Annotated in this window: 21 protein-coding genes; 12 read left to right on the top strand and 9 right to left on the bottom strand. The window is 36.6% G+C overall.

Translation table 11 applies throughout. From position 1 onward, the window contains the following. Positions 1 to 262: 262 nt before the first annotated feature. The 3 genes from ACXVYO_RS18605 to ACXVYO_RS18615 form a co-directional block, all read right to left on the bottom strand. Positions 263 to 1,405 (bottom strand): glycosyltransferase family 4 protein, encoded by a 1,143-nt coding sequence (locus tag ACXVYO_RS18605; RefSeq protein WP_458468160.1) that lies wholly within the window; start codon positions 1,403 to 1,405, stop codon positions 263 to 265. Positions 1,406 to 1,417: 12 nt separating this feature from the next. Continuing rightward, on the bottom strand, positions 1,418 to 1,951 hold the full coding sequence (locus tag ACXVYO_RS18610; RefSeq protein WP_458468161.1) for a phosphatase PAP2 family protein: 534 nt from the start codon (positions 1,949 to 1,951) through the stop codon (positions 1,418 to 1,420). Between the two features lie 297 nt (positions 1,952 to 2,248). Further along, positions 2,249 to 2,761 (bottom strand): gamma carbonic anhydrase, encoded by a 513-nt coding sequence (locus ACXVYO_RS18615; protein WP_000640199.1) that lies wholly within the window; start codon positions 2,759 to 2,761, stop codon positions 2,249 to 2,251. A gap of 74 nt (positions 2,762 to 2,835) precedes the next feature. Between ACXVYO_RS18615 and ACXVYO_RS18620 the strand changes: the two genes are divergently transcribed. The 3 genes from ACXVYO_RS18620 to ACXVYO_RS18630 are packed head-to-tail and all read left to right on the top strand — an operon-like array spanning position 2,836 to position 5,015. After that, positions 2,836 to 3,639: an alpha/beta hydrolase gene (locus tag ACXVYO_RS18620; protein WP_048562035.1), complete on the top strand. Its 804-nt coding sequence runs from the start codon at positions 2,836 to 2,838 to the stop codon at positions 3,637 to 3,639. A gap of 37 nt (positions 3,640 to 3,676) precedes the next feature. Beyond that, positions 3,677 to 4,741, top strand: coding sequence for a tetraprenyl-beta-curcumene synthase family protein (locus tag ACXVYO_RS18625; RefSeq protein ID WP_001102483.1), 1,065 nt, complete (start codon positions 3,677 to 3,679; stop codon positions 4,739 to 4,741). A 40-nt stretch (positions 4,742 to 4,781) separates the two neighbouring features. After that, on the top strand, positions 4,782 to 5,015 hold the full coding sequence (locus ACXVYO_RS18630) for a hypothetical protein (RefSeq protein WP_458468162.1): 234 nt from the start codon (positions 4,782 to 4,784) through the stop codon (positions 5,013 to 5,015). A gap of 36 nt (positions 5,016 to 5,051) precedes the next feature. On the opposite strand, the gene ACXVYO_RS18635 is transcribed toward ACXVYO_RS18630, so the two are convergent. From ACXVYO_RS18635 to ACXVYO_RS18660, 6 genes are all read right to left on the bottom strand, one after another. Beyond that, the gene (locus ACXVYO_RS18635; protein ID WP_458468163.1) at positions 5,052 to 6,353 is read right to left on the bottom strand and encodes a PepSY-associated TM helix domain-containing protein; all 1,302 of its coding nucleotides are present in this window, start codon (positions 6,351 to 6,353) and stop codon (positions 5,052 to 5,054) included. 157 nt (positions 6,354 to 6,510) lie between these two features. Then, positions 6,511 to 7,185 carry an aspartate/glutamate racemase family protein gene (locus ACXVYO_RS18640; RefSeq protein ID WP_458468164.1) on the bottom strand — a complete coding sequence of 225 codons (675 nt, stop codon included), beginning with the start codon at positions 7,183 to 7,185 and terminating at the stop codon, positions 6,511 to 6,513. A 24-nt stretch (positions 7,186 to 7,209) separates the two neighbouring features. Beyond that, the gene (locus tag ACXVYO_RS18645; protein ID WP_458468165.1) at positions 7,210 to 7,890 is read right to left on the bottom strand and encodes an ABC transporter permease; all 681 of its coding nucleotides are present in this window, start codon (positions 7,888 to 7,890) and stop codon (positions 7,210 to 7,212) included. A gap of 18 nt (positions 7,891 to 7,908) precedes the next feature. After that, positions 7,909 to 8,742 carry an ABC transporter ATP-binding protein gene (locus ACXVYO_RS18650; protein ID WP_458468166.1) on the bottom strand — a complete coding sequence of 278 codons (834 nt, stop codon included), beginning with the start codon at positions 8,740 to 8,742 and terminating at the stop codon, positions 7,909 to 7,911. Between the two features lie 177 nt (positions 8,743 to 8,919). Next, a complete protein-coding gene (locus ACXVYO_RS18655) occupies positions 8,920 to 9,492 on the bottom strand; it encodes a class I SAM-dependent methyltransferase (RefSeq protein ID WP_458468167.1) in 573 nt (190 codons plus the stop codon). Continuing rightward, the gene (locus tag ACXVYO_RS18660) at positions 9,489 to 10,448 is read right to left on the bottom strand and encodes a TIGR01212 family radical SAM protein (RefSeq protein WP_458468168.1); all 960 of its coding nucleotides are present in this window, start codon (positions 10,446 to 10,448) and stop codon (positions 9,489 to 9,491) included. The genes ACXVYO_RS18655 and ACXVYO_RS18660 overlap by 4 nt, the downstream gene beginning before the upstream one ends. A 111-nt stretch (positions 10,449 to 10,559) precedes the next feature. Between ACXVYO_RS18660 and ACXVYO_RS18665 the strand changes: the two genes are divergently transcribed. The 9 genes from ACXVYO_RS18665 (at position 10,560) to ACXVYO_RS18705 (ending at position 19,304) form a co-directional block, all read left to right on the top strand. Beyond that, positions 10,560 to 10,823, top strand: a complete 264-nt coding sequence (locus tag ACXVYO_RS18665; protein ID WP_000840869.1) for a YtzC family protein — start codon at positions 10,560 to 10,562, stop codon at positions 10,821 to 10,823. 15 nt (positions 10,824 to 10,838) lie between these two features. Next, the gene (locus ACXVYO_RS18670) at positions 10,839 to 10,988 is read left to right on the top strand and encodes a hypothetical protein (RefSeq protein WP_001129345.1); all 150 of its coding nucleotides are present in this window, start codon (positions 10,839 to 10,841) and stop codon (positions 10,986 to 10,988) included. Between the two features lie 168 nt (positions 10,989 to 11,156). Beyond that, entirely contained in the window at positions 11,157 to 12,179 is a 1,023-nt protein-coding gene (locus tag ACXVYO_RS18675; protein ID WP_458468169.1) for a DUF418 domain-containing protein, read from the top strand. Positions 12,180 to 12,563: 384 nt separating this feature from the next. Next, complete coding sequence (locus ACXVYO_RS18680; protein WP_046198226.1) at positions 12,564 to 13,325, top strand: ABC transporter ATP-binding protein; 762 nt, start codon at positions 12,564 to 12,566, stop codon at positions 13,323 to 13,325. A 16-nt stretch (positions 13,326 to 13,341) separates the two neighbouring features. Beyond that, entirely contained in the window at positions 13,342 to 15,201 is a 1,860-nt protein-coding gene (locus tag ACXVYO_RS18685; RefSeq protein ID WP_458468170.1) for an FtsX-like permease family protein, read from the top strand. 347 nt (positions 15,202 to 15,548) lie between these two features. Then, positions 15,549 to 16,115: a tyrosine-type recombinase/integrase gene (locus tag ACXVYO_RS18690; RefSeq protein ID WP_063262134.1), complete on the top strand. Its 567-nt coding sequence runs from the start codon at positions 15,549 to 15,551 to the stop codon at positions 16,113 to 16,115. 34 nt (positions 16,116 to 16,149) lie between these two features. Further along, entirely contained in the window at positions 16,150 to 16,647 is a 498-nt protein-coding gene (locus ACXVYO_RS18695) for a cation:proton antiporter regulatory subunit (RefSeq protein ID WP_097845216.1), read from the top strand. Positions 16,648 to 16,650: 3 nt separating this feature from the next. Next, positions 16,651 to 17,874 carry a cation:proton antiporter gene (locus ACXVYO_RS18700; RefSeq protein ID WP_458468171.1) on the top strand — a complete coding sequence of 408 codons (1,224 nt, stop codon included), beginning with the start codon at positions 16,651 to 16,653 and terminating at the stop codon, positions 17,872 to 17,874. Positions 17,875 to 18,110: 236 nt separating this feature from the next. Then, positions 18,111 to 19,304, top strand: coding sequence for an MDR family MFS transporter (locus ACXVYO_RS18705; protein ID WP_063262131.1), 1,194 nt, complete (start codon positions 18,111 to 18,113; stop codon positions 19,302 to 19,304). Positions 19,305 to 19,487 lie beyond the last annotated feature (183 nt).

The raw sequence follows: 19,487 nt of genomic DNA on the forward strand, positions 1-19,487 counted from the left end.
GAAATTGGGGAACAATTACTGTATAAAGATATCTGAGTAAGTTGATTTTAAGGGGAATTTCTTAAAATCATCATACAGTAAAAATACTGTATAACCATATATTAATTTTTATGGGTTTTTATTACAAGTCTGTTTAGTTATGTATCTTTTTGTTATAATGAATATAGGAATAATGTGATACTTCACCTTATGTATCATTTATTAAACTAAAATTTATGACCATGTAATAAACTCCCTTCATTTTTGAAGGGAGTTTTTCTGTTTAAGCAAGTAACTCTGATGAGGTGTGCTGAAGGACTTCTTTATACTGGTCAAGTAAGCCACGAAAGATCTCATCCCAGCTTTTTGATTGGGCATAAGACGAAGCCGTTATGCCCATTTGCGTAAGTTGCTCTTCATTTTGCAATAAAGAATAAATGGATGATAGAAATGCGTCCTCATTTTTTGGGGGACAAAGAACTCCCGTTTTTCCATCTGTAATAATATTTTTAACCCCGCCACTATTTGCACCAATGACAGGTGTACCACATGCAAGTGATTCGAGTACGACATTTCCGAACGTTTCAGTAGCGGATGGAAATACCATGATGTTAGAACAGGCATATGCTTCAGCTAAATCTTTTCCTTGTAAATATCCAGTAAAAGTGATATTTGCACGCGGAACAGCTTCACGCAAATTTGTTGCTAGCGGGCCGTCTCCCGCGATGAGCCAATGAATGTCATTTCGAGTATGCGCTGTTTTAATGATAAGGTGTTGCAATGTATCAATATCTTTTTCAGGGGCAATCCGTCCAACGTAGGAAAGGACATACTTCGCTGTAATATTATATTTTTTTCGGAATAGGTCTGTATTGTAAGATGGATGAAAGAGTGTACAATCTACACCACGTCCCCATATGGAGAGGGCCTGAAAGTCTTTGTTTTTTAGTTGGTGTAACGTTTCAAAGGAAGGAACGAAATTTTTTTGCATATGACTATGAAACCATTTTAAATAGTTCCAAAGCATATTAGAGAGAAATTCGATTTTGTAATAGCGTAAATAAGCATCGAAATCAGTATGATAAGAACCGACAACTGGGATGTTTAACTTTTTTGCATAATACAATCCACAAAGTCCCATGTTGAAAGGTGTAGCAATGTGAATAATGTCAGGTTTAAAGGAAAGAAGTTCTCGTTTAATGCGCGGAGTAGGAAAAGAAAAGCGGCATTCTGGATATAATATGGTTAACGGGATACTTCTCATCTTGTTCACATTGGCTACGAAATCATCTTCAGCTGTATGCTGAGGGGCGAAAACAGAATAGGCGATCTTTTCTTTCTGAAAGTAACGTGTTAATCGTTCTAATGTTTTCGCAACCCCGTTGACTTGTGGTGTAAAAGTATCGGTAAAAATGGCGACTCTCATCATATCACTCCTTTATGTGAAAAGTGGGATGAATTGATAAAAAGAGATGATGCCAGAGCAAGTGCCGAGGCAAATACCGACGAATACATCAGACGGATAGTGAAGCCCTAAATAAATACGAGAAATACCGACGCATAATGCTAAAGGTAATAGAAAAACAAGTAAGTTTGGATTATAGCAAATAAATGGAATGAAGACAGAGAAAACGGCTGTTGTATGACCAGACGGGAAAGAGTGGTCTTTTAATGGATGGACTGGATATTTCGCATCCTGAATTGTTAAATAAGGACGTTTTCGCGGATACCATCTTTTTAATATTTGTACAGGAATATGGCTAATTGCTAAAGAAATAGCAGTTGCGATTGCTGCTTGATGCAAAGTCCCTTTTGCAAAAATTAAAAAGAAAAGTGTGAGTGTGATTGAGAAAGTAGCGCCACCGATATGAGTAATATTGCTGAAAAAGATATTTAATATTTTTTGATCAAAGTATCGGTTAATTCCTTTGAAAATGTAGCATTCTATTTTATACAGTCCACTGACCTTCATGAAAATTCTCCTCCCTCGTTTACATATATATGGAGATATTAGCTTTTATTTTAATAAGATTTTATTGAGGGAGTAATAATGTTTTGTAAAGAAAAAGTTAGTTTTTATCCCGCTTTAATGGGCAGTAAGACCCCCACCTAAAAATTCAGCGAAAGCAAAGAAGTTAGGTGGGGGGTCGGGCTGCCCATTAAAGTCCGATTGGTGAGGGCTAATAATCAGTGGGGGATGAAGAAAACCCCCACTGATTAAAGTTTTACTTTATATAAAAAGCTGCCACTTTAATGGCAGCTGGAAAAGTTACTTCTGTAATGATTTATAATACTGGCCTTTTTCAACATATTGTGTGCGAATGCGCTCCATGTCTTTACGGTCTTCCTCTGTTAACTCACGAACGACTTTAGCTGGGCGACCGAAAGCTAACGTGTTTGGTGGGATTTTCTTTCCTTGTGAAACGAGGCTTCCAGCACCGATAAAGGCTCCTTCGCCAATTTCAGCACCATCTAATATAATAGATCCCATTCCAATTAAAGCATCTTTTTTAATATGACAGCTATGTAAAATAACTTGATGCCCAACTGTAACGTCGTCTTCTAAAATAAGAGGATACTGTGGGCTTTGGTGAAGTGTACATTGGTCTTGTACATTTACTCGGTCTCCAATGATTGTTGGTGAAACATCACCGCGTATGACTGTATTAAACCAAATACTTGATTCCTCACCAATGGAAACATCGCCTGTAATGGTAACATAGTCAGCGATAAAAGCACTACTCGCAATTTTCGGATTTTTTTCTTTGTAAGGGTATATCATGTAAAGCCTTCCTTTCCTAGAGACTAGTTTTAGTGTATCAAATTATGAGAAAGAGTGAAATGGAGGAGAGCCGTATGTGGAATTATGAAGCAGAGGAAGCGAAAGCTGTCGTTGTTATCGTGCACGGCGCAATGGAATATCACGGACGTTACGAATCCGTTGCGGAAATATGGAATCATAGCGGCTACCACGTCGTAATGGGGGACCTTCCGTCACATGGAACGACTTCAAGAAATAGAGGACATATTGATTCATTTGATGAATACATAGAGGAAGTTAAATTGTGGGTGAAAGAGGCAAGAAAGTATAGGTTACCTATTTTTATATTTGGTCATAGTATGGGTGGTCTTATTGTCATTCGTATGATGCAAGAAACGAAGAGAGAAGATGTAGACGGTATTATTTTAAGTTCGCCATGTTTAGGCGTAGTAGCTGGACCTTCAGCACCGCTTCAAGTTGCCTCAAAAATATTAAATGTTGTTGCACCAAAATTGCAATTTGCAACGAATCTTACAGTGGAAATGTCCACTCGTAATCATGAAGTTCGGGACGCGATGGAGAATGATTCATTGTTCTTGCGCAAAGTATCAGTACGTTGGTATAGTGAATTGATTAAGTCTATCGAAATTGCTCATAAAAAAATAGATGATTTTCCAGATGTTCCGCTCTTGCTAATGCAGGCTTGTGAGGATAAACTTGTAGATAAAACACGTGTCCGCATGTGGTTTGATAATGTTAAAATGAGTGATAAGGCTTTTAAAGAATGGCCGAATTGTTATCACGAGTTATTAAATGAGTATGAGCGTGATGAAATTTTGAATTATATTCAGTCATTTACTGAAATACGCATCAATAACATAATAGAAACAAATAAGTAAATTATTTGTACATTGAATAGAGGAGATGAAGGAAGAAGTGAACGTACCGAGTAATCCCATAACGCTCATGGCGAAAGTATACCGTGATGTGTTTCCGGTAGTACACCATGAGCTAGCGGTGTGGAAAGAGCGTGCCTACCATATTCCGAATGATGAGCTTCATAGTCAGGCAATCGCAAGTATTGAGAATAAAACGTTTCATTGCGAAGGCGGTGGTATTTTAGCACTGCTAGCAAATGAGCACCGAGAGGAATGCATTCGTTTTATCGTAGCGTATCAAACAATCAGCGATTATTTAGATAATTTATGTGACCGCAGTACATCACTTGACCCAAATGATTTTGCCGCACTGCATGAATCTATGTTAATGGCATTATCACCTGAAGTAGAAGGTGGCGGTAATTATTATCGCTATCGTGATGATCAAGACGATGGTGGTTATTTAGATGAACTTGTTGAAACATGCCAAGATGTTTTAAAGAAAACGAAGCACTATGACAAAATTGCTCCTGTTCTTCATGAACTTGCTTGTTATTATTGTGATTTGCAAATTCATAAACACGTGAAGTTAGAAGAAAGAGAACCACGCTTACAAACGTGGTTTGAAGCACATAAAGAAAACTTACCAGAGATGAGTTGGTTTGAATTTTCAGCATGTGCTGGTTCTACACTTGGAATCTTCTGTCTTGTAGCATATGCATTTCATGATGAATTACATGATGAAGATATTGCGAAAATTAGACAAGGATACTTCCCTTACGTACAAGGACTTCACATTTTACTTGATTATTTCATCGATCAAGAAGAAGACCGTATAGGCGGGGATTTGAATTTCTGTAGTTATTATGAAAACGAGCAAGCGATATTAGATCGTATGAAACATTTTGTAGAAGAAGCAGAGAAGAGCATTGGTGATTTGCCTCATGCGAAGTTTCATCGTCTCATAAGCCGAGGGTTACTTGGTATTTATTTATCAGATCAAAAAGTATCAGCACAAAAGAATATGCACAAAATGGCGCGGCGCATTGTAAAATACGGAGGCCTCACTTCACGATTCTTCTATTGGAACGGGAAGATGTACCGAAAGAAAATGGCGCAGTGATGAAGAAAACCACTCTTGTAGAGTGGTTTTTTCTTATAATATGGTAAAGGTGGTGGTGGGAATGAAGCGATTGTTTCGAAAGTTATATGACCATATTGAAGTAACATTACTCGTGCTACTTTCCATTTCATTTGTAACTGGAATGTATGTGATGATGAATAAAGCTGGTGGTCCTACAACGATGGATTATGTAGCCCAAGTTATTATTGCATTGATTATTATAGTAGATATTGTCTTTTTAATGAGTGGTAGAAAAAAAGAAAATAGTAAATAAAAAGCATTTGTACACGAGAGTACAAATGCTTTTTCATTATGATCGTATTTTTGCAAATACATATATAAGAAGTTCAATTGCGAAAATAACTAAAACAGATAGTCCGAATAAAGGCATGACAGCGCCTAGCATAACCATCATGATAAAGAAAACGAATATACTTTTCTTATCTCTTTGCTTTGGCGGTGCTGCTAATTTTCCTTTTGGTTTTCTTGCGAACCACATTTTTATTCCATAATAAATGAGAAGTAATAAAGATAATGTCGTTAGTAAGCATAATATTTTATTTGGCCATCCGAATAAATGTCCTTCGTGAAGCGGGATACCGTAAGTGAACCATTGTGCAAATAAGCCGTAATCACGATAGTCCGTTTTTGAAATGAGTTCTCCGCTATATTGATCAAAGTAAGCTGTTATTTCTTCATTTGGTGCCACATCCATACCTGTAATACCGGAACCGCTTGATTTCGAAACGGTGAATACACCTTTCGGATCAGCTGGTAATGAGATAACATATGGCTTCTTTATTTCAATTTCTTTTTGTAATTCATCGACACAAATTGCTTTCGGTTCATTTGAATTCGATTCAGGAGGAGCTTCTTTTCTTGTTGCCCATGGCAATTCTTTTACCTTTGATTCAGGCGGTGCCATATACAACTTTGGATATCCAATCGATTCATTCGACGATGCGATTTTATAAATTTGGTTCCCCATAAATCCTGACCATGGCAATCCAGATGCAACTAGCAGAACGAGTGGAATTGTAAATATAATACCGATAATAGAATGACGTCGTTTTGCTTTTTCTCGCTTATTGGATGCGGGTATGTTTTTGAATTGGCGTATACTCATATACAATCCAGTCACAATTAAAAAGATTGTCCAGCATGCCGCAAGCTCTACAGTATAATTGACGACAGTGCCACCAACTAAAAGAGAACTATGTAATTCCCGCATTATATTCGCAAACGTTTCACTTGCATTTTGATCCCCAACAATTTGATTATTACTATCTAGATACACATACTTTTGTTGTCCAGTGTATTCATTTGCAATCGTAAGTCTCGTATTATAATCCCCATTAAACTCACTAATTTTCGTCACACTATAATGTGGATATTTTTTCTCTGTTAAGGAAATAGAATCAGACATCGAAATAGACTCTGTTTGGGCGCTCTCCCCAAAATATAAATCTTTATAGATGAAATCTTCAACCTCTTCCCGAAATAAATACCCAATTCCGCTCAGTGACAACGTAATAAGAAGCGGCGTAATAAAAAGCCCAGCATAAAAATGCCAACGCCAAAAAATGTAATGAAGCGAACGATTTACTTTCATACTTTCTGTTCCCCTAACCTTCCCTATATGAATAGATTCCTCATTTTAATATAGCGAGATTAAGTGTGGATATTTTGAAGGAATTGTGAAAAATGTTAAAAGTTTTTGGGGTTTTCATCAAACATAAACCACATTTCAGAAAGTATGTTTTCTATGTTTACGAAGATTTCTTTTTATTAGATACATACACCCTAACAACTGCCTCAGCAAGACATTGAGCAGAATCAACAAAATCCTCACCCGCCACAACATTCAAATCAGTACATGCGATAATTGCGGTATCAACTTCATCTCTCAATTGTAAAACGAGCGTGCTCCATAATTTGCGGGCTTCTTCAACTTCTCCGCTTTTTATATAAGTAATAATTTGATTAATCATTGCCTGCCATTTTTCATGATGAATGTACTCTATATTACGTTTTGCAATCCCGCCTTGATAAATACCAGCTTGAACTGTCGCTTCTGTTGCGAGAAGAGCAACTCTTTTTGTATTTTCAGGAATTGCTTGTAACGTCTCATCGACGATATTTAAAATCGGAATGGACAGAGAATACTGTAACTCTTCAAAATAAAGATGCGCCGTATTGCACGGCATAGCGATAAATTCTACGCCAGTACTTTCAAGCTTTTGCGCCCCTTCAATAATCGCCTTTTTCATTGCTTCGTGATCAATAGAGCAATCCATATAAAATGGTGTTGGACAAGAATAAATCATCATATGAGGAAAGTCCATATCATGCTTTGCTCCGTATATTGTTTGGCACTCTGCTACAACTGTATCAACGAATGGACCAGTTGATTTTGGTCCCATTCCTGCTAGTATTCCGATCATTGGTTTGTCTCCTTTAGTATGTAATTAAAAACGTTTTTTGCGAACGACAAATAGAAATAAAGTAAGTAATAAAAATGAATATACGATAGCCCAAGCTGTGAGCCATAGCGTGTGAGTAAGTATATTCATTTTGTATTGTCCAAGCATTAGAAAGCTTTCGACAGGTGGTAAAAACCATAGTAGCTCTTTTTTAAACCGGATTGAGGCAATTGTTATAAGTAATATGAATGTCAGGCTAAGCCAAGCGGTGCTTGCTTTTGGAATAATATTTCTAGTAAATAAAGTTGCGATTGAAATTCCTAATATAGAGAAAGATATATGAGCAAGAAATCCGACTAAAAATAAAGAAACTGTCATTTCTTCATTAAACATTTGCAAAATAATTGGGTAGATTACGGATATGAAAGATAAAACAGAACAAATGAGAAGAGCCGTAATATATTTACCCACATATAGTGCGGAAATATTATTTGTGTGAGAAATAGTAATTTGTTCTTGTACAGGGTCTTCCGTATGAAAAATTGTGACTGTAATCCAGGCAGATAATAAATAAAGTGCGAGTGCAGTTTCTAAGTATGTCGGTACAATAGGAGTCGGTTTATATGTATATACAAAAAGTAAGCTCACAAAGTACATCGCAATAGGAGGGACGTACTTATATGATTTTGTATAGTCGAGAAAATGGTAACGAATAAGCGCAAACATAATAAACCTTCTTTCGATTTAAAAGTTAGGTTGTAGCAGTGTGATAAATGCTTTTTTATGTAATAAAAACTGAAGCATTTCGTTTGTATATTCTTTTTCGATTTGTAGTTGAATAAGGTTTTGATTTGAATTGTGTACAACGTGTATAAATCCTAATTGTTTCCGTAGTTCTATTGCTGAAAATGTTTCGTGAACGATTGCTTCAATATAGACTTGTTCTGCTGATTTTTGCACAGAGATATTTGCCGTGATTGTATGATTTGCTAACGTCACAATTCTATCGGCAAAGTTTTCTAGTAGTTGCTTTTCGTGACATGTGAAGAGTATAGATATGCCTTGTTGTTTTAATGAGAGTAAAATATGTTCTAGTTCTTGCTGTGAGTTAGGATCGAGCCCAGAAAGCGGTTCGTCTAAAATTAATAAATGGACGTCTGTAAGTAACGCTTGCATAATACCAGTTTTTTGTTTCATACCTTTTGAAAAGTTTCGTACAACGGAATGTCTTGCATGATGTAAATGAAAAGACTCAAGAAGCATCGGAATTTTATCTTTTACATATTTTGTTGATAAACCGTGAATGTGGCCGAGATGATATAGATAATCTTCTAATGTAAAACGAATCCCTTCAGGAAAATGTTCAGGTACATAGCCAATTTGTATATGTTCTTTTCTTTGAAGTGTCCCTGCCGTAGGTGAAATAAATCCTGCAATTATTTTGAGTAGAGTACTTTTTCCAGTCCCGTTCCCGCCAATAATAGCGAGCGCTTCTCCTTCTGGAATGGATAAATCAATGTTGTCTAGTATAAGTGATTTGCCATACTTCTTTTGAATTCCCCTTAGTTCTACTAGCAAAGTTCTATCCTTCTTTCTTCAAATATTGTATACATCCATTATATAGGAGAATAAGAAAAAGACGTGCAATGGGTGCACGTCTTTTTTTGTTATGTTGTGTCGAATCGTCGATATATCGAAAAAATCGTTGATATATCCGGAGTTACGATAGATATAATTGAAAAATCGTCGATATATTTAGCGCTTCTCAATCGCCACAATAAATGGCGGGTTATTTTGCTGGTTAATGAACCCATATCGCAGTACGTGAGCTTGTTTTTGGTCTAGTTCTTCTGCAAATTTGAGAACAGCGTCGCGTTCTACTTGTCCTTCTGGGTGTCCGTGGTAAATGACAAGGACGATGATTCCTTCAGGTGCCATTACTTCTAGTAATTGTTCAATTGCTGAAATTGTTGAGTTCGGTTTTGTAACGATATGTTTGTCACCGCCAGGAAGGTAACCTAAGTTGAAGATAGCGCCTGTTACTTTTCCTTTTGCATCTTCTGGTAATACGGATAAGAGCGTATCGTGACTATCGTGAACTAAAACAGTACGTTCGAAAAGCTCTTTTTCTTTTAAACGGATAGTGGAGCTTTCAATTGCTTCTTTTTGAATATCAAATCCAAATACTTTTCCGTTATCTCCAACGATTTCAGCTAGGAAGCAAGTGTCATGTCCATTTCCCAGTGTTGCATCTACAGCGTAATCGTCTTCTTTAACAGCCGTTTGCAGCAGTGTGCGAGCAAACGGTAATACACGTTCTAATTTCATTTTTGTTTCTCCTCATTTGCATATTTTCCTTGCCAGCTCCCGCGGCGTACAAATTCTGCATCGATGGAATTTAATACTTCCCATTTATTTAAGCTCCACATTGGGCCAATCATTAGGTCAGGTGGACCGTCACCTGTGATGCGGTGCACAATTACGTCTTCTGGAATCATTTCAAGTTGGTCAACAACGAGACTTACGTAATCTTCAAGAGAAAGGAACTCGAGTTGTCCTTTTTCATATTGCTTCACCATTGGCGTTCCTTTTAATAAATGAAGTAAATGAATTTTAATTCCTTGTACATCAAGCTTCGCTACTTCACGAGCTGTTTCCATCATCATGTCATAATCTTCAAGGGGAAGACCGTTAATAATATGAGAGCAAACTCTAATGCCGTGCTTACGTAATTTATTTACGCCTTCCACGTAAGATGGGTAGTCATGAGCGCGATTAATAAGGTTTGCAGTTCGTTCATGAACGGTTTGTAGTCCAAGTTCAACCCAAAGATACGTGCGTTTATTTAAGTCCGCTAAATATTCAACGACATCGTCTGGTAAACAATCTGGACGAGTCGCAATAGAAAGACCGACAACGTCTTTTTCTGCTAGAAGCGGTTCGAATTTTTCTTTTAACACTTCAAGTGGTGCGTGTGTATTTGTGTAAGCTTGGAAATAAGCGATACATTTGCCATCTTTCCACTTCGAGCGCATTTTTTCTTTCATTTCATGATATTGCGTTATAACATCATCGCGGCGATTGCCAGCGAAGTCACCAGATCCGGCAGCACTGCAAAATGTACAACCACCGTAAGCAACTGTACCGTCACGGTTCGGGCAATCGAAGCCAGCATCTAATGAAACTTTAAAGATTTTTTCACCAAATTCATTTCGTAAATGGTAATTCCATGTATGATAACGTTTATTGTCGTTTGTATATGGAAAAGGGTTTTGAACCTTCATTACTTTCCCTCCTAAGCCGAGTCAAAATGAAACAAAATCCATTATAACATACTCATAAGGTAGAGATGGAAGGGACACACTAAAGGGGAATTGAAGCAAGGAGGGACAATTATGGCAGAGCGTCAATCACTTGAATCGTATATTACACAAGCGGAACAAGCTGTGGAATACGCGAAAGAACAATTAGACCAAGGCATGAGACAAGAGCATTACAATACGATGGAGTATTCAGATGCACAGTTACAATTAGAACAAGCATATAACGATTTACAAACGATGCAACAACATGCGAATGATGAGCAACGTGAGCAATTAAATAGAGCACGCATGGCAATTCGCCAACTGCAACATCAAATGATTATTACACCGCACTAATAAGGAGTGAATGTAATGGCGAAACGTTCAGATCAAAATAATCCAGAGCAAAAAACGCAAAATGGACATAACGCTGAGTTTTCAAATGAGCTTGATCCGGTTGTGCAAGTGAAACAGCGTAATAGTAAAAAAGGACAACCGCAAAGATCAAAGCAATCAGAGTAAACCAGGTCGCAATACGACCTGGTTTTATTTTGTATCGCAAAAGTCTGATTAAAGCTTCATTTTACTATATGACAATAATGTAAGATTACTGTAAGGTTTGCCGATAGTTGTAAGATAACATTTCCATTAGAGTAAGGGAGGATTAAATTTTGGACAAGGAGTTGCTTTATGGGGAACAATATTACAAACAAACGAATTGACGAGTTAGATTACATTCGTGGTTTCGCATTACTGGGGATTATTTTAGTAAATATTCTAGCACTACTTAATATTAAAACTCCAGATCCTAATACAGTAGATGCTAGCTATCAAAGGTTTCTATATTTATTTGTAGAAGGTCGTTTCTTCTCGATTTTCTCATTCTTATTTGGAGTAGGATTCTATATCTTTATTACGCGAGCAATTGCGAAAGGGAAAAATGGCTATGTTTTATTTTTACGTCGCTTAGTTGCGCTATTTATTTTTGGTTTAATTCATCAAATGTTTCAGCCTGGAGAAGCACTAGCGTTATACGCAATTTGTGGATTAGTCGTTTTACCGTTTTATAAAGCGAAAAAAGAAGTGAATGTAGTAATCGGTCTTATTCTTACGATAGCTTTTAGTATTATGGCAGCTAAGGAATTATTACCATTAGGTTTAATTTTATTAGGTCTTGCTGCGGGGCAGTATAAAGTGTTTGAAAACCTTTCAGCGAAAATCAAACAAGTCGCTATTTTTACAGGCATTATGTTCATTTTAAGTGTTGTAGCGTTATGGTATCAATATGGGCACGTTCCTGCTGAGCCATTCGTAAATATGATGCTTATGAATGAAGATGGAACGATAGATGCTGCAGGTCAATTCTTAAAAATTGGTGTTACAGTTGGACCAATTATTTCAGCTTTCTATGTCGGAGCATTAATTTTATTACTTCAGCTAAAACCAGTTCAAATATTGTTAGCGCCACTGAAATACTACGGTCGTATGGCTTTAACAAATTACATTGGACAAACGGCAATGATTTTAATTGCTGGTAGCGTATTTAACTTCGCAGAAAACTTAACATACATGCAGACGTTATATGTATGTATCGCAATTTACGTTATTCAAATTGTGTTTAGTGTAATTTGGATGAAAATCTTTAAAATGGGTCCGTTAGAATGGATTTGGCGTGTTATTACGTATTGGACGGTAACACCTTTAAAGAAATAAAGTGAAACTTTAATCAGTGGGGGGGTTCTTCATCCCCCACTGATTATTAGCCCTCACCAATCGGACTTTAATGGGCAGCCCGACCCCCACCTAACTTCTTTGCTTTCGCTGAATTTTGAGGTGGGGGTCTTACTGCCCATTAAAGCGGGATAAAGAGAGAAATGGGCTGTTCCTTTTGCGGAACGGCCCATTTTTATTTTCATCTTTTGTCGGTAAGTCGATATATTTTGAAAATCACTGATAATAATTCATTTACGAACGAACCTTACACACGCCCGTTTTTTATATTACAAAAGTGTAAGGTAATTGTAATGTTAACAAATAGCAGTTCACCCCCAAAAGGCGCAAAATAGGTAATGGAAAAACAAACGTAGGAGGATATATATGACGAAACCAGTTGTAGACGTGAAAAACGTTCAAAAAGTGTACGGTAAAAAAGGTGAGAACCAATCACACGCGTTAAAAGGTGTTTCATTCTCGATTCAAGAGGGTGAGTTTGTTGGGATTATGGGACCATCTGGTTCTGGTAAAACGACATTATTAAATGTAATTTCAACGCTTGATAAAGCAACGGGCGGCGTTGTTGAAATTGCGGGTACGGATATTACGAAAATGAAGCAAGGTGAGCTTTCTGATTTCCGTTCGCAAAAGTTAGGATTCATTTTCCAAGACTTTAACTTATTAGAGAACTTATCTATTTATGAAAACATTGCACTTCCGCTTTCTCTTCAAGGTGTTTCATCACGAAATATTGGACCGAAAGTAGAGAAAGTAGCGGATATGCTAGGGATTACAGAAATACTTCAAAAGTATCCATCTGAAGTCTCTGGTGGACAGAAACAACGTTCAGCAGCAGCGCGCGCACTTGTGCATGAGCCGGCAATTATTTTAGGGGACGAGCCAACAGGAGCTCTTGATTCTAAAAATGCAACGAGCTTACTTGATGCGATGACAAATTTAAATAAGGATCAAGGTGTATCGATTATGATGGTTACGCATGATCCGTATAGTGCAAGTTACTGTCAGCGTATTTTATTCATTCAAGATGGTGAGCTATATAAAGAAATTCATCGCGGTGGTACGCGTGAAGAGTTCTACAAAGAAATTTTAGATGTACTTGCAGATTTAGGTACACAAAAAGCGTAAGAAAGGAGGGTCCAGTATGTTATTTAAACTTTCCATGTCGGGGCTGAAAAGTAAGCTGAAAGATTATATCGTCTTACTTGTCGGTCTTGTCATGTCGATTTCAATTTTTTACATGTTCCAAACGTTAGCGTTGAATAAAGCGTTTATCGAATCTAATTCAGTTATTCAATCAATTGGATTCGTATTCCAAGCAGGTTCATTTTTATTAGCAATTATAACGTTCTTCTACATTTTATATGCAAATTCATTCTTATTATCTCTTCGTCAAAAAGAGTTTGGTATGTATATGATGTTAGGAGCGAAAAAACATAAAGTTACATTACTTATGTTTATTGAAACAATCGTATTAGGTGCTGCATCTCTTGCGATCGGAATTACAGTTGGTGTAGGACTTGCAGCGGGTATTGGACAGTTATTAATGAAACAGCTTGAATTTGCTGGTGAAGGGTATAAAGCATTTTATCTACCATCTATGACTGTTACTTGTATCTTCTTCTTTGCACTATTTGTATTATCAGCAATTATGAACAGTATTAAATTATCACGTATTTCTGTATTGCAACTCGTACATGCAGATGCACAAACAGAGCGTGTTGCGGTAAAAGGAAAAATGACAGGTGTCGTTGCAGTCCTTGCTGTTATTTTATTAGGAACTGGCTATGCATCGATGATTTACATGGAAAAACTAAGAGAAATGGGAATCCTTATTGCATTAATTACAACAACAGCTGGTACTTACATGCTATTTGGGTCACTTCTTCCGGTTATTATTAAAAAGTTAAAAAGTAATAAGAAGCGTAGTGAAAAAGGGCTTAATGCTTTTACATTTGCACAATTAAATTTTCGTATTAATAGTTTAACGAAGGTACTTGCAACAGTAGCGATGTTAGTAGCGCTTGGAGCGGGTGCAATTTCAGGTGGTATGGCGTTTAAAAATAACGTTATAAAAATGGTAGACGGTTTAGTAATATATGATTCAGTAGTTCATAACCCAACAGCTGAAGAAAAGAAAATTTTAGACGGTATTACATTTAAAGAGAAAAGCGAATATCGTTATAAAGTTGATGATAAATACGTTTACTATGTAAAAGAAGATTTAGAAAAAAATCGTCCTTTAGTAAAAGATATGACAAACGTGAAGTCAATGAAAGATTTAGTGAATACGAAAAAAGCTTCACAGGAACTACCAGTAGGCGCAATTTCTAGAGAGATGAATGAAAAAGATGCGAATGCGAAAGAACTTCCAGAAGAATGGGACGATGCTTTCAGAACAATTCAGCCATTTTATGTATACCAGGATCATGCAATTAAAATTGTAGATCAAAAAATGTACGATGAGATAAATGGTAAAGAAGGTATAGCATTTATCGGAAAAGTAGATGATTTCTTAACATATACAAAAGAATGGAAAAAACTTGACGAGTTGCAGCTAGATAAATATAAAAATATAAAAGCTGAAAGATTAGATAGTAAATATCAAGCTTACAATGGATTCTACGGCATTGCGAGCGGAACTGTATTTATGGGATTCTTCCTTGGAATTGCGTTCTTAGCAATGATGGCAAGTTGTTTAATGTTTAAAATTCTTTCTGGCGCATCAAAAGATATTACGCGTTATCAAATGCTTCGTAAAATCGGTGTGCGCCGTGAGTTATTAACGAAATCGATTTATAAAGAGTTATTCTTAGTATTCTTATTCCCAGCAATTGTGGGTATTGCTCACGTATTAGTTGGTATGAATATTTTCGGATTTATTTTAATGGATCCTTACTTCCGTATTTGGGTACCAATCGTAATTTTCGTAGTTATTTATGCGATTTATTACTTCATTACAGTTCAATTGTATAAAGGAATTGTTCTTCCGAAAGAAGATTAATAGGTAAAAGGCCGAGTGAAAGTGCTCGGCTTTTTGTATTTTCAGAAAAAACACTTTAATGTTACTGAAATATATAATATAATGTAAATAAGTAACATAATATGTGAGTATCAGCAACCGAAAAATGAAAGGAGGAATCCGATCTGTAGAAAGAAGCTGAACTTGTATCCCCTATTTTTCTACCCACACCGTATTTGTACAATCATAAATTTCAAAATGAAAAATTGTCAGACCTAAGTCGTATATTGTGAAAATAATGGATAATACATGGAAATCTCATAGCGTGATAAGGTAAAATGAACAGGATAATGAGAAAATTACCGTTCATAAGATGAGGAGATACATGTATGGAAGTTGTAGAGGCATTAAAAGATATAAGCCAAATTGAGGCTATGAAAAAGTATTTAAAAGAGCACTCGCAGCGAGATTATCTTTTATTTGTTATTGGAATTAACACTGGATTAAAGATTACTGAACTACTTAGCATGAAATTTGAAGAGGTATTAAATGAAGATAGAACTGTTAAAGAGTTCTACTCTCTTCCTGTGAAAGATGAAAAATTCAAACAAGATATTTATTTAAATACAAAAGTAAAAGAAGCACTTTTGGAGTATGTACAATCTATTGATGCTCAAAGAGAAAACTACGTATTTCAATCTAATAAAACGACAAATTCAATCTCACGCCAACAAGCGTATCGTGTTATTCATAGCGCAGCTGAAGCGGTTGGAATTGTTGGGAAGATTGGAACGAACTCAATGCGAAAAACATTTGGATATCACGCGTACAAAAGAGGAATAGCGATTGCGCTATTGCAAAAGCATTTTCATCACGCAACTCCATCAGAAACACTCAAGTATTTAGGAATCTCAAAAGATGAAAAGTTTAAAACAGAGATTGATGTAGATTTGTAAAAGCCGTAACTAAAAAATTTAGGAGGCGGAAAATATGAATATTAGAGAAAGTGAACTTCCGGGTATTGGTTGTAAGTTTGAAGTAATTACAAAAGGTAATGAAAAAATGGTTATCGTGATTCATGATGATGGTCGGAGAGAAATGTATCATTTTGATGCGGATCATGATGAGAGTATTTCAAGTGTTTCTCTTCGCGATTCTGAAGCGAGACAAATTGCAGCTATTTTAGGCGGAATGGTATATAGACCACAAGCGTTAGATACAATTGAGATGGCTTTTGAAGGATTATCAATTGAATGGTTTAAGGTGGAGAATAAGGCACCAGTAGTACAACAAACAATTGGTAGCTTACATGTCAGAAAAACATATAACGTAACGATTATTGCTATTTTGAAAAAGAATATGAAGAAATTCTTTAATCCAGGTCCAGACTCTATTATTGAAGCTGGCGATATGCTCGTGTTGTCGGGTGAAAGACATGAAGTGAAAAGAATTATTAATGAATTGCTTTCAGCAGGAGGTGATTCCTAATCGATGGATACTTTAATCTTTGAAGTTGGAACTGCGTTAGTATTAGTAGCTTTTGCAGCTATCCTCGCTGCGAAGTTAAAGTTCTCGATTATTCCGTTTCTCATTATACTCGGTATGTTAGTGGGGCCTCATGCCCCAGATTTAGGACTTATCGATTTAAGGTTTATTGAAAGCGGAGAAGTTATTTCCTTCCTCGGCCGCGTTGGCGTCATATTCCTCCTATTCTATTTAGGCTTAGAATTCTCAATAAAAAAATTAATTAAATCAGGAAAGTCGATTGCTTTCGGGGGGACTGTCCACATATCGCTTAATTTCATATTAGGTTTGCTTTATGGATATGTGATGGGCTTCCCCTTGTTAGAAACATTAATTATTGCTGGAATCATTACAATTTCATCGAGTGCAATTGTTGCAAAAGTAATTGTTGATTTAAGAAGATCTGGTAATAAAGAGACTGAATTAATATTAGGAATCATTATGTTTGATGATATCTTTTTAGCTGTATATTTATCAGTCGTTTCAGGGTTAGTACTTGGTGGTGCAACATCATTTTTAGGTGCTCTTACATCGGTGTTAATCGCAGTAGGATATATGATACTATTCTTTGTAGTCGCTAGAAAAGCTACGCCGTTTCTAAATAAAGTATTAGATATTTCGTCAAATGAAATTTTTATTATCGTAATATTCGCTATTTTATTCTTTGTAGCAGGGTTTTCAGAAACGATTCATGTTGCTGAGGCGATTGGAGCGTTATTGTTAGGACTCGTCTTTTCTGAAACAGAGCATAGCGATCGGATTGAGCATCTCGTCGTCCCGTTTCGTGATTTCTTTGGAGCTATATTCTTTTTCAGCTTCGGTTTAAGTATAGATCCGTTTTCACTTGGAGGAGCAGTGTGGTTGGCGTTAGGAGCAGTTCTTATTACACTCATCGGTAATTTTACAGCTGGAATGATGGCGGGACGTAAAGCCGGGTTATCGCATAAGGCTTCTACGAATATTGGTTTAACCCTCGTATCACGCGGAGAGTTCTCCATTATTGTAGCCAATATCGGCATTGCAGGTGGCTTAATGGCAGCGATTAAACCGTTCTCTGCACTGTACGTTTTAATATTAGCATCGTTAGGTCCGTTATTAACGAAAGAGTCTGGGAGAATATACTCTCTATTAGATAAGATATTTAAATGGAGTGCGAAAGAACGTGCAAAGCGAGAAAAAGAAGTTGGATAGTACAAAAAAGAGGAGACTGCATGAACTTCATGCAGTCTCCCTTTATTTATGTATTGTTACTAATGTAATTTTTGTCGGTAAGTCGATATATTTTTAAGTGGCAATCAATATAATTTCATTTACTGACATACCGTTATCTGAATTTCATCAACTATTAATCAGTTGCCTTCCTATTTAAAAACGACTACAATTTTACTGTTATAGATGAACGAAAAAATAGAATAGGAGGGGAGACTATGCCAAGGAAAGTATGGCTATTAGTAGCTGGGATGATTATTAATGTCACGGGTGCTTCTTTTTTATGGCCTTTTAATACAATTTATTTGCATGATCACCTAGGAAAATCTTTATCTGTGGCCGGAATGGTATTAATGATCAACTCGCTTACTGGTGTAATCGGAAACTTGCTCGGCGGTGTTTTATTTGATAAATGGGGCGGTTATAAATCAACTTTAGTAGGGATTGTCATTACACTCGTATCGATTTTAGGTCTTGTGTTCTTCCACGGTTGGCCGTTATATGTTGTGTGGCTAGCGTTAATCGGTTTTGGTTCTGGAATGGTCTTCCCATCGATGTATGCGATGGTTGGTACGGTTTGGCCAGAGGGCGGAAGACGAGCATTTAATGCGATGTATGTTGGACAAAACGTTGGTATTGCGATCGGAACAGCATGTGGTGGATTAGTTGCATCGTATCGTTTTGATTATATTTTCTTAGCGAACTTTATTTTATACTTTGTTTTCTTCTTAATTGCTTTTATTGGATTCCGTGGTATGGAAGACAAAAAAGAGCCAGGCGTACAAAAAGAAGTCGAAACGAAAAAAGGTTGGTCGCTTACACCAGGATTCAAAGCACTTCTTATCGTATGTGTAGCATATGCTTTATGCTGGGTTACATATGTACAGTGGCAAGGGGCGATTGCGACTCATATGCGGGAATTAAATATTAGCCTTCGTCATTATAGTTTATTATGGACGATAAACGGAGCGATGATCGTTTGCGCGCAGCCACTTGTAAGTATGTTAATTCGCTGGATGAAGCGTTCTTTAAAACAACAAATTATGATTGGAATCGTCATTTTTGCGGCGTCATTCATTGTGTTAAGTCAAGCGCAGCAATTTACGATGTTCCTTGTTGCGATGGTAACATTAACAATTGGTGAGTTATTTGTATGGCCAGCAGTTCCGACCATTGCAAATATACTTGCACCAAAAGATAAGTTAGGCTTTTATCAAGGCGTTGTAAATAGCGCAGCGACTGTAGGGAAAATGTTCGGGCCGGTCGTTGGCGGAGCGATTGTTGATTTATACAATATGGAAGTATTGTTTATAGCAATCATGGTAATGCTTGTAGTAGCGCTTATTGCAACGAGCATGTATGATAAACGAGTAAAAGTAGAAGAAACAGTTGAAGAAAAAATTGCAGTTTAGTTTGACGGAACATGTTCACATGTTTTAGAATATATTTAAATAAAACAACCTTTAGAACAAGGGAGATAGCTCGGCTGTCCTAAGAGGAATTCGTTAGTGATTAAAAGTAACGATTAACCGAGAAGCCTTCGCTTTAAGTAAGCTCTTTAGAGATACGAAGTGGTAGGTAGTTCACATTAACTC

This window comes from Bacillus sp. BC08 (genome assembly GCF_054326875.1).

What these genes read in the sequence shown, in the direction of transcription:
- ACXVYO_RS18700 (WP_458468171.1), top strand. Translation starts at nt 16,651, where the DNA reads ATGGATACTTTAATCTTTGAAGTTGGAACTGCGTTAGTATTAGTAGCT.
- ACXVYO_RS18695 (WP_097845216.1), top strand. Translation starts at nt 16,150, where the DNA reads ATGAATATTAGAGAAAGTGAACTTCCGGGTATTGGTTGTAAGTTTGAA.
- ACXVYO_RS18670 (WP_001129345.1), top strand. Translation starts at nt 10,839, where the DNA reads ATGGCGAAACGTTCAGATCAAAATAATCCAGAGCAAAAAACGCAAAAT.
- ACXVYO_RS18620 (WP_048562035.1), top strand. Translation starts at nt 2,836, where the DNA reads ATGTGGAATTATGAAGCAGAGGAAGCGAAAGCTGTCGTTGTTATCGTG.
- ACXVYO_RS18615 (WP_000640199.1), bottom strand. Translation starts at nt 2,761, where the DNA reads ATGATATACCCTTACAAAGAAAAAAATCCGAAAATTGCGAGTAGTGCT.
- ACXVYO_RS18635 (WP_458468163.1), bottom strand. Translation starts at nt 6,353, where the DNA reads ATGAAAGTAAATCGTTCGCTTCATTACATTTTTTGGCGTTGGCATTTT.
- ACXVYO_RS18655 (WP_458468167.1), bottom strand. Translation starts at nt 9,492, where the DNA reads ATGAAATTAGAACGTGTATTACCGTTTGCTCGCACACTGCTGCAAACG.
- ACXVYO_RS18630 (WP_458468162.1), top strand. Translation starts at nt 4,782, where the DNA reads ATGGTAAAGGTGGTGGTGGGAATGAAGCGATTGTTTCGAAAGTTATAT.
- ACXVYO_RS18705 (WP_063262131.1), top strand. Translation starts at nt 18,111, where the DNA reads ATGCCAAGGAAAGTATGGCTATTAGTAGCTGGGATGATTATTAATGTC.
- ACXVYO_RS18685 (WP_458468170.1), top strand. Translation starts at nt 13,342, where the DNA reads ATGTTATTTAAACTTTCCATGTCGGGGCTGAAAAGTAAGCTGAAAGAT.
- ACXVYO_RS18645 (WP_458468165.1), bottom strand. Translation starts at nt 7,890, where the DNA reads ATGTTTGCGCTTATTCGTTACCATTTTCTCGACTATACAAAATCATAT.
- ACXVYO_RS18610 (WP_458468161.1), bottom strand. Translation starts at nt 1,951, where the DNA reads ATGAAGGTCAGTGGACTGTATAAAATAGAATGCTACATTTTCAAAGGA.
- ACXVYO_RS18640 (WP_458468164.1), bottom strand. Translation starts at nt 7,185, where the DNA reads ATGATCGGAATACTAGCAGGAATGGGACCAAAATCAACTGGTCCATTC.
- ACXVYO_RS18660 (WP_458468168.1), bottom strand. Translation starts at nt 10,448, where the DNA reads ATGAAGGTTCAAAACCCTTTTCCATATACAAACGACAATAAACGTTAT.
- ACXVYO_RS18690 (WP_063262134.1), top strand. Translation starts at nt 15,549, where the DNA reads ATGGAAGTTGTAGAGGCATTAAAAGATATAAGCCAAATTGAGGCTATG.
- ACXVYO_RS18675 (WP_458468169.1), top strand. Translation starts at nt 11,157, where the DNA reads ATGGGGAACAATATTACAAACAAACGAATTGACGAGTTAGATTACATT.
- ACXVYO_RS18665 (WP_000840869.1), top strand. Translation starts at nt 10,560, where the DNA reads ATGGCAGAGCGTCAATCACTTGAATCGTATATTACACAAGCGGAACAA.
- ACXVYO_RS18605 (WP_458468160.1), bottom strand. Translation starts at nt 1,405, where the DNA reads ATGAGAGTCGCCATTTTTACCGATACTTTTACACCACAAGTCAACGGG.
- ACXVYO_RS18680 (WP_046198226.1), top strand. Translation starts at nt 12,564, where the DNA reads ATGACGAAACCAGTTGTAGACGTGAAAAACGTTCAAAAAGTGTACGGT.